At 71.0% G+C, this 15,579-nt stretch carries 18 protein-coding genes; 12 read left to right on the forward strand and 6 right to left on the reverse strand.

Annotated features, from left to right (window positions below; all coding sequences use genetic code 11):
• Positions 1–35: 35 nt before the first annotated feature.
• On the reverse strand, positions 36–212 hold the full coding sequence (locus tag AC3AGO_RS33950; RefSeq protein WP_487824134.1) for a hypothetical protein: 177 nt from the start codon (positions 210–212) through the stop codon (positions 36–38).
• A 113-nt stretch (positions 213–325) separates the two neighbouring features.
• On the opposite strand from AC3AGO_RS33950, the gene AC3AGO_RS33955 reads away from it, so the two are divergent.
• Together AC3AGO_RS33955 and AC3AGO_RS33960 are read left to right on the forward strand one after the other, a co-directional pair.
• Positions 326–910 carry a class I SAM-dependent methyltransferase gene (locus AC3AGO_RS33955; protein ID WP_487824135.1) on the forward strand — a complete coding sequence of 195 codons (585 nt, stop codon included), beginning with the start codon at positions 326–328 and terminating at the stop codon, positions 908–910.
• Positions 907–1,338 carry a hypothetical protein gene (locus AC3AGO_RS33960; RefSeq protein WP_487824136.1) on the forward strand — a complete coding sequence of 144 codons (432 nt, stop codon included), beginning with the start codon at positions 907–909 and terminating at the stop codon, positions 1,336–1,338. The genes AC3AGO_RS33955 and AC3AGO_RS33960 overlap by 4 nt, the downstream gene beginning before the upstream one ends.
• A gap of 67 nt (positions 1,339–1,405) precedes the next feature.
• Here AC3AGO_RS33960 and AC3AGO_RS33965 read toward each other — a convergent pair whose 3' ends face one another.
• Both AC3AGO_RS33965 and AC3AGO_RS33970 read right to left on the reverse strand, forming a co-directional pair.
• A complete protein-coding gene (locus AC3AGO_RS33965; RefSeq protein ID WP_487824137.1) occupies positions 1,406–1,951 on the reverse strand; it encodes a flavin reductase family protein in 546 nt (181 codons plus the stop codon).
• Positions 1,948–2,415 (reverse strand): ester cyclase, encoded by a 468-nt coding sequence (locus tag AC3AGO_RS33970; protein ID WP_487824138.1) that lies wholly within the window; start codon positions 2,413–2,415, stop codon positions 1,948–1,950. The genes AC3AGO_RS33965 and AC3AGO_RS33970 overlap by 4 nt, the downstream gene beginning before the upstream one ends.
• Before the next feature lie 256 nt (positions 2,416–2,671).
• Here AC3AGO_RS33970 and AC3AGO_RS33975 point away from each other — a divergent pair, with 256 nt between their 5' ends.
• From AC3AGO_RS33975 to AC3AGO_RS33995, 5 genes are read left to right on the forward strand one after another with little or no spacing between them, the layout of a single operon-like run.
• Positions 2,672–3,811, forward strand: coding sequence for an LLM class flavin-dependent oxidoreductase (locus tag AC3AGO_RS33975; RefSeq protein ID WP_487824139.1), 1,140 nt, complete (start codon positions 2,672–2,674; stop codon positions 3,809–3,811).
• On the forward strand, positions 3,808–4,401 hold the full coding sequence (locus AC3AGO_RS33980) for an amino acid synthesis family protein (RefSeq protein WP_487824140.1): 594 nt from the start codon (positions 3,808–3,810) through the stop codon (positions 4,399–4,401). Before AC3AGO_RS33975 ends, AC3AGO_RS33980 begins: the two co-directional genes overlap by 4 nt.
• Positions 4,398–4,949: an amino acid synthesis family protein gene (locus AC3AGO_RS33985; protein WP_487824141.1), complete on the forward strand. Its 552-nt coding sequence runs from the start codon at positions 4,398–4,400 to the stop codon at positions 4,947–4,949. The genes AC3AGO_RS33980 and AC3AGO_RS33985 overlap by 4 nt, the downstream gene beginning before the upstream one ends.
• Positions 4,946–5,827, forward strand: a complete 882-nt coding sequence (locus AC3AGO_RS33990; RefSeq protein WP_487824142.1) for an alpha/beta fold hydrolase — start codon at positions 4,946–4,948, stop codon at positions 5,825–5,827. The genes AC3AGO_RS33985 and AC3AGO_RS33990 overlap by 4 nt, the downstream gene beginning before the upstream one ends.
• Complete coding sequence (locus AC3AGO_RS33995; protein ID WP_487824143.1) at positions 5,799–7,301, forward strand: aldehyde dehydrogenase; 1,503 nt, start codon at positions 5,799–5,801, stop codon at positions 7,299–7,301. The genes AC3AGO_RS33990 and AC3AGO_RS33995 overlap by 29 nt, the downstream gene beginning before the upstream one ends.
• A gap of 129 nt (positions 7,302–7,430) precedes the next feature.
• On the opposite strand, the gene AC3AGO_RS34000 is transcribed toward AC3AGO_RS33995, so the two are convergent.
• The gene (locus AC3AGO_RS34000) at positions 7,431–8,072 is read right to left on the reverse strand and encodes a GntR family transcriptional regulator (protein WP_487824144.1); all 642 of its coding nucleotides are present in this window, start codon (positions 8,070–8,072) and stop codon (positions 7,431–7,433) included.
• A 268-nt stretch (positions 8,073–8,340) separates the two neighbouring features.
• On the opposite strand from AC3AGO_RS34000, the gene AC3AGO_RS34005 reads away from it, so the two are divergent.
• The 3 genes from AC3AGO_RS34005 to AC3AGO_RS34015 all read left to right on the forward strand — a co-directional run bounded on the left by AC3AGO_RS34005 (position 8,341) and on the right by AC3AGO_RS34015 (position 12,072).
• Positions 8,341–9,870 (forward strand): purine-cytosine permease family protein, encoded by a 1,530-nt coding sequence (locus AC3AGO_RS34005; RefSeq protein ID WP_487824145.1) that lies wholly within the window; start codon positions 8,341–8,343, stop codon positions 9,868–9,870.
• Positions 9,871–10,249: 379 nt separating this feature from the next.
• On the forward strand, positions 10,250–11,542 hold the full coding sequence (locus AC3AGO_RS34010) for a hypothetical protein (protein WP_487824146.1): 1,293 nt from the start codon (positions 10,250–10,252) through the stop codon (positions 11,540–11,542).
• Between the two features lie 191 nt (positions 11,543–11,733).
• Positions 11,734–12,072: a DoxX family protein gene (locus tag AC3AGO_RS34015; RefSeq protein ID WP_487824147.1), complete on the forward strand. Its 339-nt coding sequence runs from the start codon at positions 11,734–11,736 to the stop codon at positions 12,070–12,072.
• A 76-nt stretch (positions 12,073–12,148) separates the two neighbouring features.
• Here the strand turns inward: AC3AGO_RS34015 and AC3AGO_RS34020 are convergent, their stop codons facing one another.
• Both AC3AGO_RS34020 and bla read right to left on the reverse strand, forming a co-directional pair.
• On the reverse strand, positions 12,149–12,463 hold the full coding sequence (locus AC3AGO_RS34020) for an STAS domain-containing protein (RefSeq protein WP_487824148.1): 315 nt from the start codon (positions 12,461–12,463) through the stop codon (positions 12,149–12,151).
• Positions 12,464–12,630: 167 nt separating this feature from the next.
• On the reverse strand, positions 12,631–13,566 hold the full coding sequence (gene bla / locus AC3AGO_RS34025) for a class A beta-lactamase (RefSeq protein ID WP_487824149.1): 936 nt from the start codon (positions 13,564–13,566) through the stop codon (positions 12,631–12,633).
• Between the two features lie 168 nt (positions 13,567–13,734).
• Between bla and AC3AGO_RS34030 the strand changes: the two genes are divergently transcribed.
• Both AC3AGO_RS34030 and AC3AGO_RS34035 read left to right on the forward strand, forming a co-directional pair.
• The gene (locus tag AC3AGO_RS34030) at positions 13,735–14,661 is read left to right on the forward strand and encodes a LysR family transcriptional regulator (protein WP_487824150.1); all 927 of its coding nucleotides are present in this window, start codon (positions 13,735–13,737) and stop codon (positions 14,659–14,661) included.
• A complete protein-coding gene (locus AC3AGO_RS34035; protein WP_487824151.1) occupies positions 14,658–15,557 on the forward strand; it encodes a serine hydrolase in 900 nt (299 codons plus the stop codon). Before AC3AGO_RS34030 ends, AC3AGO_RS34035 begins: the two co-directional genes overlap by 4 nt.
• The last annotated feature ends 22 nt before the right edge of the window (positions 15,558–15,579 follow it).

Here is a 15,579-nt window from a genome sequence, read left to right on the forward strand (position 1 = left end):
CGGAATCCCGCGTGCTTCCGGTGGAACAGGGCGGCTCAGCCGTTGCCGGTGCCGGCCCGTACCGCGAGCGCGCTCAGCAGCCGGTCCTCCGCGTCGGCCCCCGCCCGGATCCGCGGCAGCCGCAGCAGGAAGACGGCCCCGCAGTCCCACCGGACGGCGACGATCGCCCACTCCGCCGGCCACGCCAACGCCGCCACGGGGCGCAGCGCCACGCACGCCACGGGAGCGCGACAAGACCGCGGCGGCGACCGCGATCGATCTTAACGACAACCGTTTTCATGTACGGTGAGTTCCCGGGCGTCGACAGGGGAGGGCGGTTCGCGTCATGGCTGTGCAACAGGCCGGTATTGGTGAGGTGTTCAGTACGGGTGCCGAGGAGTTCCACCGGTGGTCGCCGCTGCTGTGGGCTCCGGTGGGGGAGGCCGCGTCGGCCGCCGCCGCGCCCGTTGCCGGGGAGCGTGTGCTGGATGCCTGCTGCGGGGCCGGGGCCTCGGCGCTGCCGGCCGCACGCGCGGTGGGTCCCGGCGGGCGCCTGGCGGTGACCGTATGGGAGAAGGGTGCGCTCGACGGCTGGGGGACGGCGTTCAAGAGGGCGATCGAGGCGGAGCGCGAGTGGCCCGACTCCCCGTCGCTGTCCCAAAGGGCGCGGATCGAGACCCGCGAGAAGCTGACCGCCTGGTTGGAGGGGCTCGGCCTCACCGACGTCGGCGTCGTACGCGGCGAGCTCGACGTTCCGCTGACGCCCGAGAGCGCATGGGGCTTGGCGGTGGGCAGCGGCACGCGCGCCCTGCTGGACGGGCTGACCCCGGCGGCAGTCGATCGGGTACGGACGCGGTTCGCCGCCCATCTCCGTGAGGCGTCGGTGGCGGATCTGGGGGTCCGCATCCTCACCGGAACGGGGCACGCATGAGCGGGCGTGCGCGCCGCGGCCGGCCGGTTCCCGAGGGCTTCACCGCGGCGATGTGCCGTGCGCAGGGCGGCTGCGGTGAGGCCGGGGACAGCGTCGTGGAGCCCCTGCGGGCCGCCGTGCGGCAGTCCACTCACGGCGTGCTGATCAGTACGGGCTGCCTGGCCGGGCACCTGCACTGCCCGCACCACGAGGGGAACCGCGTATCGCGTGAGGGAGTCCGCGTGGTCGTCCAGCCCTGCGCACGGGACCGTACGCCGCTCGGGGCCGCGTTCTCGTTCGGGCCCCTCACCGAGGCCGCACATGCCGAGGACCTGGCCGCATGGCTGGCGGTGCGCATGCGCCGGGGAAGCCCGCCGCCACGGCATCTGCGGTCCGTACGGCCGTCGAGTTCCGCGGTTCCCCGCCCGTCCTCACCGCCCCGAGAGTAGTAATGCACCGTCCGCCTGAGGTGCCGTCAACACCCCGCCCATGACCGGGAGGTGAGCACGGGCAGCGTCAGGAGGGCGCGTCGGTGAGGCGGGCTCCGTCGTAGAAGCCGCCGGCGCTGTAGATGAGCGGCGGGCGTTCGGAGTGGGTGGCCTCGACGACGCGGCCCACGAAGATGGTGTGGGTCGCGGTCTGCAGCCGTTCCTCGATACGTGCCTCCAGCGCCGCCGCACTGTGGTCGATGAGCGGCGAGCCGTTGCCCGCCGGAGTCCAGCGCAGGTCGGCGAACTTGTCCTCGCGTTTCGTGGCGAACACCGAGGCCACGGGCAGCTGGTCGGAGGCGAGGATGCTGATGCCCATGTGGCCGGCGCGGAAGAGCGGTTCGTAGGTGGAGGAGGTGCGCTGCACGCACACCATCACCAGCGGCGGGGTCACGGAGATGCTGGAGAAGGCGTTGACCGCGAGCCCGCGCGGCCGGTCGCCGTCCATGGCGGTGACGATGGTGACGCCGGTGACGAACTTCCGGTGCACGCCCTTGATGTGTTCCTCGGGCACGGTCGGGGCCGCCACCGCGCTGTCGGTCTGTGCTGCGGCCGTCGGGGTCGGGGCGGTCATGCGGGGGTCGCCTCCTTGCGGCTGTGCTCGTCGTACGCGCCGTTCTCGTCGAACGCGCTGTGCAGCGTGATGATCCCGAGGGCCTGGAGCATCTGCCGCGGGTCCCAGGTGACCCACTCCTCGGTGATCATCCCGTTCTCGATGTGGGAGAAAGTCGCGCCGGAGACCGTCAGGCGCCTGCCAGTCGGCGGTACGTCCAGGAGGGTGCCGGTGTGGGTGCCGGTGCTGTGCCAGCGGGTGGCGATGCGGCCGTAGCCCACCACGCAGTCGTCGATGGTGGTGACGAGGTCGGGCAGGCCCGAACGGCAGGCGGCTATCCCGGACTTGAGGTCGGCGAGGGTCTGCGTGCTGCGGCCGCGGCGTATGTAACCGGGGGCGAGAAGCCCGTCCAGCGCGTCCGTTTCGCCCTGGTTCCAGGCTGCCGTCCAGGCCGCTTCGATGCGGCTCTCGATGTCGGTGCTCATGAGCTCCCTCTCTCGTGACAACGGAGAGACTGTTGTGTGGCAGGAAGCTATGAACAACGGCCTTTGCATGTCAATGGTTTGCGCTCCGCCGATGCGGCGCGACCGGCCTCCCGTCGCCCCAACACCGCTATAACGTGGGGTTTTCGGCGTCCAAGAACGTTCTCTGTCGCACCTCTTGACGCTCCGAAGAAGCCCTCCCTATGTTTCTTCTTGCATGCAAGAGACGTTCTCGGCTGGTGGATGAGGTGCAGGATTCATGCGGTTCTCGATCTTTCACGCGCTCGGTGCCCCGGGGAGGCTGGGCGACTATCACCGCCTGATGCGGGAGGCCCGCGAGTACGCCGTGGCCGCGGAGCAGGCGGGCTTCTGGTCGGCCTGGTACACCGAGCACCACTTCGGGCACGAGGGGCAGGAACTCACCCCGAACCCGGTGCTGATGGGCGCCGACATCGCCGCCCGTACGGAGCGGCTGCGCATCGGCCAGGCGGCGAACATCGTGACCTTCTGGCATCCGCTGCGCCTCGCCGAGGACCTGGCACTGCTCGACCAGCTCTCGGGCGGACGGGTGGAGGTGGGCGTCGGCCGCGGTCTGTACGGGCGCGAGGCGATGAACCTCAACCCGCAGGCCGACCCGCGCGATCCGGAGCAGAACCGGGCGCTGTTCGAGGAGACGATGGAGGTCCTGCGCAAGGCGTGGTCCGGGGAGTTCTTCGAACACCACGGCCGCTTCCACGACTTCCCGGCGCCCGATGTGCAGTGGAACCATCCGCTCTCGCCGGCCACGGACGAGTTCACGCGCGACGGCGTCATCGACAAGCTGAAGGTCGTCCCCGCGCCGTACCAGAGCCCGCACCCGCCGCTGTGGCAGGTCGTCGACTCGCCGCGGTCCATCGAGTCCTCGGCCCGGCAGGGCATGCAGGGCATCTTCTGGATGCCACCGGTCTCCGAGCTCAAGAAGCGCTTCGACCTGTACCGGCGTACGGCCTCGGAGGCTTCGGGCCGCCCGTACGCGCCGGGCGAGGGCCTGGCGCTCGTACGGGACGTGTACGTAGCCGACACCATGGAGCAGGCCCGCGCCGAGTTCGAGCACGCCCTGCTGCAGACGTACCGGTGGGTGACGCACTGGCGGGGCCTCGGCAACATGATGGAGGACGGCGAAGAGCTGGGCCCGCAGCACGAGTTGAGCTTCGACTTCCTGAACGACCGCAACCTCCTCGTGGGCACCCCCGAGCACGTCGCCGGGAAGATCGAGGAACTGCGGGACGAAGTGGGCCTGGAGCACCTGATGCTGTGGACCACCCACCCCGGGCTGCCGCACAAGCACGCCATGCGCAGCCTGGAGCTGTTCTCCGAGAAGGTGCTGCCGCGCTTCTCCGGCGAGGGGGACCGTCCGTGACCGCGATCCGGCGGATCGTCTCCTCCTGCGAGGAGCTGACCAGCGAACTGGGCACCCCCGTGGCCCGTCCCGTACGGCGTGGCGCGGTGGCCGTCGCCGTACGCAACCCGTGGGCCGGGCGCGGCATCGTGCCCGATCTCCAGCCCGAGGTCGAGGAGTTGGCGCCCGTCCTGGCGCGCGAGATCGCCGACCGGCTGACCGCCATGCTGGGCGGTTCCGAGGCCGTCGCCTCCTTCGGCAAGGCCGCGCTGGTGGGCCTGGACGGGGAGGCCGAGCACGGTGACGCGCTCATCCACACCCCGTACTTCGGGAACGTGCTGCGCGAACTCCTCGACGGCACCTCGATCATCGCCTTCAGCGAGGAGCGGGCCGCGGCCGGCACCACCGTGACCGTGCCCATGTGGCACAAGACCGAGGCCGCCACCCGCTCGCACTACACCTCAACCCAGATCCGCGTACCGGACGGGCCGCGCCCCGACGAACTCGTCATCACCGCGGCCGCGTCCACGGGACCGCGCCCCAACGCCCGTATCGGCGACCGGCTCACCGATCCCGTCGTCACCCTGAACAGCCTGGAAGGACAGCGATGAAGCTCCGCAAGACCGTGACCCTGCTGGATGAGATCCACACCGAGGGCGGGGAAGCCGTCTCGCCTCCCGCACGTACGGCCGTCGTGGCCGCCGTCATCGAGAACCCGTGGGCCGGGCAGGGCTTCGTACGGGACCTGGCGCCCGGCATCGACGAGATCGCACCCCAACTGGGCGCCCTGCTCGCGCCGTTGACCGTGAAGGCGCTGGGCTCGCCGGTGGAGGCGTACGGCAAGGCCGCCGTCGTCGGGCTGGACGGGGAGGTCGAGCACGGCTCGGGCCTGATCCACACGCTCAAGTTCGGCGACCACTTCCGGGAGGCCGCCTCTGCCACCACGCTGCTGCCGGCGCTGGAGAAAGTGGCCGGTGCCGGGACCGTCTTCGACATTCCGCTGAAGCACATCACCGACGCCACCGTCCGCTCCCACCACCAGAGCGTGGAGATCCGGCTGCCCGACGCGCCCCGCGCCGGCGAGATCGTCATCGCGCTGGCCGCCGCGGCACAGGGCCGGCCGCAGGCCCGCCTCGCGCCACTGAAGAGCGAGCAGTGAGCACGGCAGGCCGGGACAGAGGCGGCGGGGGAGCGGGGCGCTCTCCTGATGAGCAGGGCCTCGCCCGTGAGCAGAGCCTTGCCCGTGAGCAGGGCCTCGCCCATGACGACGAGGGCGCGGGCACCCCACTGGTGCTGCTGCACGGCGTCGGCCTCGACCGGCGCATGTGGGACCGCTGCCGCCCCGCGCTCGCAGCCCGGCACCGTACGCGCGCCGTGGACCTGCGCGGCCACGGCGCCTCACCGCCCGCGCCGGACGGCGTCACGCTGACGGACCTGGCCCGCGACATCCTCGACAGCACGGAAGAGCTGGGCCGCGCCCACCTGGTCGGTTTCTCGCTCGGCGCGCTGGTCGCCACCCGAGCCGCGCTGCTGCGGCCGGACGCGGTGGCCTCGCTGACCCTCGTCAGCTCGGTCGCCCGGCGGAGCGAGCAGGAGACCCGCAAGGTCGAGGGACGGCTGGAGGCGGCTCGGGAGGACTTCGCCGCCTCCGCGGACGCGGCACTCGACCGCTGGTTCTCGGCTCAATGGCGGGACGAGGAGCCGGAGTTGGCCGCCTCCGTACGGGCCACCCTCCTGGGCCAGGACCGCGCCTCGTACCTGGCCTGCTACGCCGTCTTCGCCCGCGCCGACGCCGAACTGTGGCCGCAGCTCCGGGAGTTGAACGTACCCACCCTCGCGGTCACCGGAAGCGACGACCCCGGGTCCACGCCCGAGATGACGCGACGGCTGGCCGGCGCGATCCCCGGGGCGCGGCACTCCGTCGTCCCCGGCGCGCGCCATCTTCTTCCCCTCGAAGCCCCCGGACCTCTCACGGACGGGATCATCCGACACACCGCGGAGGTGGACCGTGACCGCACCACGGCCGGCACGCCATGACCACTACATCGACGGCGCCTGGGTGCCGCCCGCCAGCGGCGCGTACCTGCCCAGCACCAACCCCGCCACAGGGGCCGTCTGGTACGAGACGGCACGCGGCGACGCCACCGACGCGCGGCGCGCCGTCGACGCCGCACAGGCCGCGTTCGAGAATCCGGCCTGGCGGGACATGCCGCAGCCCCGGCGCGCAGCGCTGCTGCGCCGGCTGGCCGAGCTGATCGGCGAACACGGCGAGGAACTGGCCCGCACCGAAACCCTCGACAATGGCAAGCTGCTCACCGAGATGCGCGCCCAACTCGCCAGCCTGCCCGAGTACTTCCACTACTACGCGGGGCTGGCCGACAAGCCGCACGGCCAGACCATCCCCGCGTCCCGCAGGGAAGTCCTCAACTACACCGTGCGCGAGCCGCTGGGCGTCGTCGTCGCGATCACCCCGTGGAACTCGCCGCTGCTGCTGACCGCCACCAAGATCGCGCCGGCGCTGGCGGCAGGCAACACGGTCGTCGTCAAACCCTCCGAGCACACCTCCGCGTCCCTCCTCCAGCTCGCCCCGCTCTTCGAGAAGGCGGGATTCCCGCCCGGCGTCGTCAACGTCGTCACCGGCTACGGCGACGAGGCCGGTACGCCCCTCGTCGAGCATCCGCGGGTCGCGAAGGTGTCCTTCACCGGCAGTACGGCCACCGGCTCGCGCATCGCGAGCAGCTGCGCCTCCCGATTCGTGCGCACCACCCTGGAGTTGGGCGGCAAATCCCCGAACATCGTCTTCGACGACGCGGACGTGACCAACGCGTCCACGGGCATCGTCGCCGGCGTGTTCGCCGCCGCGGGCCAGACCTGCGTGGCCGGCAGCCGCGTCTTCGCCCAGCACGCCGTCTACGACGAGGTCGTCGAATGCGTCTCCGCGCGGGCCGGGGAGATCCGCCTCGGCGACCCGCTGGAGCCCACCACGCAGCTCGGCCCACTCGCCATCGAGCAACAGCGCGACCGCGTCGAGGCGTACGTCAAACTCGGTCTGGACGACGGCGCCCGCCTCGCCGCCGGCGGTGCGCGCCCGGCTACGGATGCCGGGCTGGACGGCGGCTTCTACTACCGGCCGACCGTCTTCGTCGACGCCGCCAACAGCATGCGCCTGTGCCAGGAGGAGATCTTCGGCCCCGTCGTGGCCGTCATGCCCTTCGACACCGAGGACGAACTGGTCGGCCTGGCCAACGACACCGAGTACGGGCTCGCCGCCGGCGTGTGGACCCGCGACCTGGCCCGCGCGCACCGCGTCGCCTCCCGGCTCGACGCCGGCACGGTGTGGGTGAACACCTACCGCTCCATGTCGCCCATGTCTCCGCGCTCCGGCTTCAAGTCCAGCGGCATGGGCATCGAGCACGGCACCGAGGCCATGGACGAGTACACCCGCCTCAAGAGTGTGTGGATCGACACGGGCGAGGGCCCCGCCGACGACCCCTTCGTCCTGCGCTCGTGAACGGGAGGCAGCATGCCGCACGCGCACCACCGGCCGCCGCGTACGGCCCCGGCCCCGAACGTGGCAGCCCCGTACGTGGCAGTCTCCGAAAACGGCAGCGTCGAACGCGGCCACCGTACGCGCGGGTGCTCAGTCGTCCTCAGTGGCCGCCGGCCGGTCCAGGCTCTCCATCAGTGCACGGTGGCTGGCCCGGACGTGCTCGCGCATCACCCGCTCCGCACCGTCGCCGTCCTTGGCCCGCACCAGCTCCAGCACGTGGTGGTGCTCGGACTCGGAACGGGTCGGACGGCCCGGCTGCGAGAGGGAGGTGTGCACGAGCCGGTGGTAGGCGAGCTGGTTCATCAGCGTCCGGTAGTGGTCGGCGAGCTTCGCGTTGTCGGCGCCGCGCATCACCAAGTCGTGGAATTCGTGGACCAGTTCGGCGTACTGCTCCTGATCGCCGGACGCCACGGCCGCGTCGGCACGGGCCAGGTTGTCCTCCAGCTCCTGGAGCTCCGGCACCCGGCCGCGCTGCGCCAGCAGCCGGGCGGCGGCGCCCTCCAGCAGCTCCTTCATCTGGAACAGCTCGGTGATCTCCCGCCGCGAGGGCGCCGAGACGAAGGTGCCCACCCGGGGCCGGATGACGACCAGCCCCTCGGTCTGGAGCTGCTTGAGCGCCTCCCGGATCGGCGTGCGGCTCACCCCGAATGCCTCGGACAACACGATCTCTGACAGGCTGGCCCCCGGTGCCAGTTCACCGGAGATGATCCGCCCGCGCAGTTCACTCACCACACGGCTGCGAACACTGGTGCCTTTCAGCGGCTGCTTACGAAAGGTAGACCCCGCGTCAGGTCTTGTATCTGGCATGGCACAAAGCTAGATACCCCTCACTCAGGCGTCAAGACACATTGGCGCGCCCTGGCGGGCTGTCCACCGCGAACGTCCGGAAATGGCTTCCCCCTGCCGCCGCGCGCCGGTCGCCCCACGGCCCGCTCCCCATGCTTCCCTCCCCTTACTGGCATGCAACACGCATGCAACATGACTCCAAGGAGTACCCCTCATGGACAACGCGTCCCCCAGCCAGGCTGCCCAGCCACCCGATCAGGGCTACCGCGACAACATCGCCCAGATCGAGCCGTACGGCATCGACCACATCCCCGACGTGGAACGGCACGGCAAGGCCAGCTCCCAGTTCTTCATCTGGTTCGCCGCGGGCCTCAATTTCCCGATCATGCTGCTCGGCTTCAGCGCCGCCTCCCTCGGCCTGTCCCTGACCTCGGCGGTGTGGGCGATCGTCGTCGGCGCGCTCGTGGGCGCCGTCGCCATGGGCGTCATGTCCCGCATGGGCGTGCACCTGGGCGTACCCCAGCAGATGCAGGCCCGCGGACCCCTCGGCTTCGTCGGGAACCTGCTGCCCGTCGCCTACATCAACGTCTTCGCCGGAGTCGGCTGGGCCGCCGTCACCATCATCCTCGGCGGCAAGGCGCTCGGCGTACTCCTCGGCATCCCCTTCTGGGTCTCCGCCGTGGTCCTCGCCGGCCTCCAGCTGACCGTGGCCGTCTTCGGCTACAACATGATCCACTACCTGCAGCGGATCCTGACCTTCGTACTCTTCGGGCTCTTCCTGCTGGTCACCATCGTGGCCCTGCAGCGCGGCAGCTCCGTCCTCGAAGCCGACCCGCACGCCGCGGACTACTCGAGCCCGACCGGCGGCTGGGTCACCCTCGGCGGCCACTTCCTCGCCTTCCTCATCGCCTGGCTGCCCTTCGCCTCCGACTACTCGCGCTACCTGCCCTCCAGCCGCAGCGTCAGCCGCAACGCCGGAATCCTCACCGCGCTCGGCAACTTCCTCACCCTGTCCTGGCTCGGCATCACCGGCGCGATCCTCGCCGGCGCCTCCGACTCCAGCGACCCCATCACCGCGCTGAAGGAACTCACCGGACCCTGGGCGGTCCCGGCGATGCTCGCCATCCTCCTGTCCTCCTTCTCGCAGAACTTCCTCAACGTGTACGGCGGGGCCATCTCGCTCCAGACCCTCGGCATCCCGCTGAAGCGCAGCACCTGCGTCACGCTGATCTGCGTGGCCGCGTTCGGGGTCAGCCTGTGGGCGGAGGACGGCATCTACACGTCCTTCGAGGTGTTCCTCAACCTCACCGCGTACTTCATCGCGCCCTACATCGCGGTGCTGCTCATGGACTACTACGCGGGCCCGCGCAAGGACCGCTCCCGCATCCCCGAACTCTTCGACACCGGCCGCGTCCTCGAATGGGGCTTTATCGCCTGGGTCGCCGGCACGCTCTGCTCGGTGCCCTTCTGGAACTCCACCCTCTACACGGGCCCCATCGCCAAGGCCCACCCCGAGTGGGGCGAAGTCTCGTACTACGTCGGCTTCGCCGTCGCGGCCCTCGTCTACCTCGCGACCCGCAACCTCCCCCCGCTGTGGCGCCGCGCTTCGGCCGGTACGCCTGCCGTTCCGGCTGCGGACGCGGGCGCGACGGCGGAGACCGCTGCGGAGCCGGAGTCCGGTGGCACCGCTGGGTCCCGCAATGCGTCGGGGGCGCGCAACACCGCGGACCTCAGCGCGGACTGAGCCTGCGGCTTGCGGCATTCCCAACGTGGCCCGGTGGACGAGGAGTTCGCCGGGCCCGTTGGCGTACGGCGTGGCAAATCGTCCGGGCTGTGCCGGGGGCGTCACCGCAGTGTCACAAGTGAACAGAGATGTTGAGCGGGTTTGAGTGTTCGTGATCGACTGCGTGCGACCGAAGACGATCACGTGTGCGGCCCCTCATGGACCGCGAGCGCGGGACCGGTTGCGGAGCACCTCCGCGTTCCGTCCCGCACCGTACGGCCCGGGCCATGGGACCCCGGCCGGGCGGCGAAGGGGCACGCACCGTCACGACGGAACGAGCCGCCACCGTACGGGGAACCCCGCGGGCGGCTCACCGTCGGGGACCGAGAAGGAGGAGCCGATGCAGCGTCCGCGCATACCGGGGACAGTCAACTCCGAGGGTACGAAGGGGATTTCGCGGAGACTGCTGCTCGGCGCCTCCGGTGCCGCTCTCCTCACCGCCGGGTGCAGCGCGGAGAAGGGCGAGAAGGCCGGTGCGGACACCGCCGCGATGTCGGCTTCCGGCGGGGGCGGCGGCTCCTCGGCGCCGAGCGGCGTGCTGGGCGCCAACTTCAACGAGGACCCCAGCGACATGCGCTTCTCCCACCTGGAGGGCGTCTCCGCGGGCTGGGTACGTGGCTTCATCCCGATGCCCGAGGCCGGCAAGGAGGCCCCGGAGAAGCAGGCCGCCGTCTCCACTCTGCTCAGCGCGAGCGAGAAGGGCTACGGGACGATCCTCTCGCTGAAGTTCCCCTACCAGGACAAGGCGCTCCCCAAGGCCGGCAGCCCCGGCATGAAGGCCGAACTCGCGCGCGTGGACAAGGTGCTGGACGCCGCGCTGGGCAAGGTCGACATCCTGGTCGTCGGCAACGAGCCCTTCCTGGAGACCAGGCCCGCCGACCGGGACAGCGCCGCCATCAACACCTTCTACGAGCACGTGGCCCGGCACGTCATCGCGTACCGGAAGAAGAAGTTCGCCGAGCGCTGCAGGACCCGCCTCTACATGGGCGCCCTCAACCACCTGGACCGGCCCGCGAAGCGCACGCCGGCCACCCGCCGCTGGCTGGAGTTCGTCCACAAGACGCGGCAGATCGAAGGCGTCGACATCCACCCGCACGTCGTCTCCATCGCCGCCGCGAAGAAGTACCTGGACTACGTGCTCCCGCACCTCCGCCCCGACCAGAAGTTCCTCGCGACGGAGTTCTCCCTCGTCCTCAACTGGCGTGAGCACCTGCAGGACAGGATCCCCGCCAAGTTCGCCGAGCAGTACGACATGCCGCCCAAGACGCAGGTGTGGCAGCTGCTCAAGGAAGCCGTCGACAACCCCTTCCCGCAGCAGAAGTGGAACGACTTCCTCGCCATGAGCCCGTGGTTCAACAGGAACAAGCACTATCTGCGCGACCAGGTACAGGCGTTCCGCGACACGGGCAAGCTCGCGGTCGCCACGTACGGCATCGTGCAGGCCGACGCCATGGTGCGGAACATCGGCCCCGACAAGCAGCCGTGGATGCTCAACAGCCTCTACGCCAACCGCGTCGTCCGCCCGGGCAAGGACGGGGCTCCCGGCCGCAACGAGGCCTACTGCAAGGACTTCCAGTCCCTCCAGCGCCAACGCGACCGCCGCCCGATCCGCACGGGCGAGACCCCGACCTGACGGATACCTGCTCCGGTCAACGGGGGCTGAGGCGACGGCAGTTCGTACGCCGTCGCCTCAGTCTCCGCCGCTGCCGCCCCCGTTCCGGGGCCCGTACGCACGAAGCCATGTCACATTCCGGCCGGGCCGCCGCGTCGTAGCGGTGCGGGCCCTGCGGACGGGCCCCGGAACGAGCGGAAGGGGTGCCGGAGATGTCGACAGCCGGGACTGTGATGACATTGATCGCCGCCGCCATGGTGACGTTCTCGGCGACGGCGTGGCTGATGCGGGCGAAGTGGGCCATGGACATCCGCGCCTCGTACGGAGTGCCCGACTCCTGGGTGCCCTGGCTGGGTTCGGCGAAGGCGGCGGGCGCGGCAGGCCTGCTCGTGGGGCTGGTCTTCGAACCGCTGGGCGTGGCCGCGGCGATCGCGCTGCTCGTGTACTTCGCGGGAGCCGAGGTGACGGTGATCCGCGCCCGCGCCTGGCACAACATCATCGCCCCGCTGCTCTTCGCCGCCCCACTGGTCGCCATCCTCGCCCTGTACTGAGCGTGGGTGAACGGGCAGAGGGCTGCCGGGTATTGGAGCGGGCGGCTCGTTCAGGTACCGGCACCGCCGGGCCGGCTCAGCGGCCCGGCGGTGCCTGCCGGGGCTGTGCGGGGGATTGCTCCTGCGCGGTCATCCCGCACAGGCGCTCCAGGTCGGGGGACAGGTGCACACGCAGCTCACCGCCGTTTTCACGGGACCGGTTCGCCACGGTCACCAGCAGCGCGGCGGACACCAGGGTCACCGAGGCCATTGCCGTGAGGTCGACATGGATCACCCGGCCGGGATGGCGGGCCGACAGTTCGCGGAGGCACTTTTCCAGCAGTGCCTCGGTGGTGTCGTCGAGGACACCGGTCAGTCGTACACCCAGCGGGCGGGTCGTCCAATGGACCACCAGGGCAGCCGGGCGGGAGGGGGTAGGCAGAGACATCACACACCGCTCCGAGGTCTGGGGAGACGATGACTCGGGCTGATCCCATCGTCCTCCTGTCTGCCCTGTGGAGACCTCACTGAACGGCGACTACCAGCCTCATTTGGCATGCCAGTTGAGGCCTCACGGGCTTACGACAGGCTGTCCGCCACGACGGAGGCGGCGTCGGCGATGAGCGCGTCGTCGTACTCGGCGTCCTTGCCGTCCCGGTCGGAGAGGACCGCCATGATGATGGGCGCGCCGTGCGGGGGCCGTACGACCGCGATGTCGTTGCGGGTGCCGTAGCCGCCGGCGCCGCTCTTGTCGCCCACGCTCCAACTGCCGGGAACACCCGCCTTGATGAGGCTCGCGCCGGTGGTGTTCGTCCGCATCCACTCGGTGAGGAGCCGGCGGTCGTCCTCGTCGAGGGCCTTGCCGTGGGTGAAGGCGCGGAGGTCCTGGGCGAGCACGCGGGGCGTGCTCGTGTCGCGGGTGTCTCCGCGTGCCGCCTCGTTGAGTTCGGTCTCGTACCGGTTCATGTGTGTGGTGTGGTCGCCGAGTTGCTCCAGCGTACGGTCGAGCCCCTTGGGCCCGCCGAGGGCGTCGAAGAGCAGATTGCCCGCGGTGTTGTCGCTGTAGCGGACGGCGGCGTCGCACAGGGCGCGCAGACTCATACCGCTCCCGACATGCTTGCCGGTCACCGGCGAATGGGGACGCAGGTCGCTGCGCTGGTAGCGGACGACCTTGTCGAGACCCTTGTCGTCGTACTTCCGCAGGACGGCGCCCGCCGCGAGGGCCTTGTACGTGGAGGTGTACGCGAACCGGTCGTCCGCGCGGTGGCCGAGCTCGCGCCCCGTACCGGTGTCGACGGCGTGGACGCCGAGCCGCGCGTCGTACTTCCGCTCCAGCTTCGCGAAGCGGGCGGCTGTCGCCTCCTGCCCAGCCGAGGAGGAGGCGGTCTTCTCTGCGGGGGAGGACGCGGCAGCGGGGGAGGCGGAGGTGTCGGCCGGGCCGCAGGCGGTGAGCGGTACGAGCGCGAGGGTGCCCAGCGCGCCCAGCGCGATGCGGCGGGCAAGGGGGTGCTGCATGGTCCGAACCTCCGGTGCTGTGCTGCGCGCGCCGGCGCAGGGGCTGCGGGTCCTGCCGGGCGCACACGCGGTGCGCGCCCGGTACGGCAGCAACGGTGCCGGGCCGGAGCGATGCGGTCCAAGACGCGAATGCGCGGTTCGATGCCGATCTGGCATACGGTGAGGTGCATGGATGTGGTCGCGGCGTGCCGAGCGTTCGTGAATGTCAGCGAACGCGGGAGCTTCACTGTCGGGGCGGCCGCGGCGCGGATGTCCCAGTCGGTCGCGAGCCGTCGGGTGGCAGCGCTGGAGAAGCACTTCGGGGAGCAGCTGTTCGAGCGCACCTCGCGGAGGGCGACGCTCACCCCGTTCGGGCAGGACATGCTGCCGTTCGCGCGGCGGCTCGTACTGCAGGCCGACGCGCTGGAACGCGAGGCGGGGACGGCCAAGCGCAAGCCCCTGCGGCTCGCCGTGCCCGACACCTGCTCCGCTGCCGCCCTCGCCCGGCTCGTCGCGGCAGGCCGCGGACACGGACTCTCGCTCGAACCGCGGGCCGCCGCTCCGGCGGAACGGGCCGAGCTCGTCCACTCCCAGGAGGTACGCGCCGCACTGGTCGCGGTGCCGCCCGACGAGGCGGTATGGACGGTGCCGCTCGGCCTCGCCGGCAGCCGCAAGCCCCGCGCGGCCCGCATACATGTGGAGACCCTGCGCGTGGGGCGCACCGACACCTCGCCGCCGCGCCGGATCCGGATTCAGCCGGAGGACGACGTACCCCACGTTCGGGACCGGATGCGGCGGCTGTGCGACGCCGTCGGGCTGCGGCCCGCGCAGCTCGTCGTCGAACCCAGCCTCACGGCGGCGGCCGCCGAAGTCATGTGCTCCGGCGACCTGTTGCTGTGCTCGCCGCCGCAGGCCGAGGAGCTCGGCTTCCACTGGCGGCCCGTCGGCGAGAGCGACTTCGCCCGCGGATTCGCCGTCGCCGCGACCGCGGACGGGGACCCCGAACGCCTCCGGGCACGCCTGGGCGACGACCTCGCGGACTGCCTCGGAGCGGAGACGGAAGCGGACGCGGAACGGAAGTCCGAGAGGGCAGTCGAGCGGAAGAGGGAACGGTGAGCACGGAACAACTCCTGTACGAGCTGCGGCAGTCGCTGCGCGACGGCGGGCTCGACGGGTCCTTCCTCGTACGGGATCTGCACACCGGCGACGAGATCGGCATCGACCCGGACGCGGAACTCCCCGTCGCTTCCCTCGTCAAGGTCCCGCTCGCGCTCGCCACCCTGGAGCGGATCCGGCGCGGCGAACTCGACGGGGCGGAGGCCGTCACCGTGCAGCCCGGACGGATCACCACGCCCGGGCCCACCGGGATGAGCCGGTTCCGCCACCCCGCGCGGATCGCCGTCGACGATCTGCTCTACCTCAGTACCTCGATCAGTGACGGCATCGCAGCCGACGCCCTCTTCGAGCTCACCCCGCCCGGCCAGGTGGCCGCCGTCCTCCGCGAGTTGGGCCTCGCGGGGCTCCATGTCCGGCACACCATGAGCGAGTTGACCGACACGCCCGCGGAACGGTTCGACACCGCGGACGTCCACCTCGCCCATGCCCTCGCCATCGACGCCGGTACCGGGGGCCGCGGCCATCCGCTCGCCCAACTCGACGTGAGCCGCGCCAACTCCGGAACGGCGCGCGCGTACGCCGACCTCCTGCAGGCCCTGTGGACGCCTTCGGACATCCACCCCGCGGTCGCGGCCCGCGTACGGGAGCTGATGGGGAACAACCTGATGCGGCACCGCCTCGCCCCCGACTTCAGCTCCGACGCCTCGACTTGGTCCTCCAAGACGGGCACCCTGCTCAACCTCCGGCACGAGGCCGGTGTCGTCGAACACGCCGACGGCCAGATGTACGCGATCGCCGTCCTCACCGCGTCACGCGTACCCGCGAGCACCCAGCCGGGCGCCGAGGCCCTCATGGCCCAGGTGGCCCGTACCCTGCGCGACCATCTGCGGCAGTAGGCCAAGTCGTGCGGGCGGGCCG

It is taken from the genome of Streptomyces sp. BL1 (assembly GCF_057628045.1).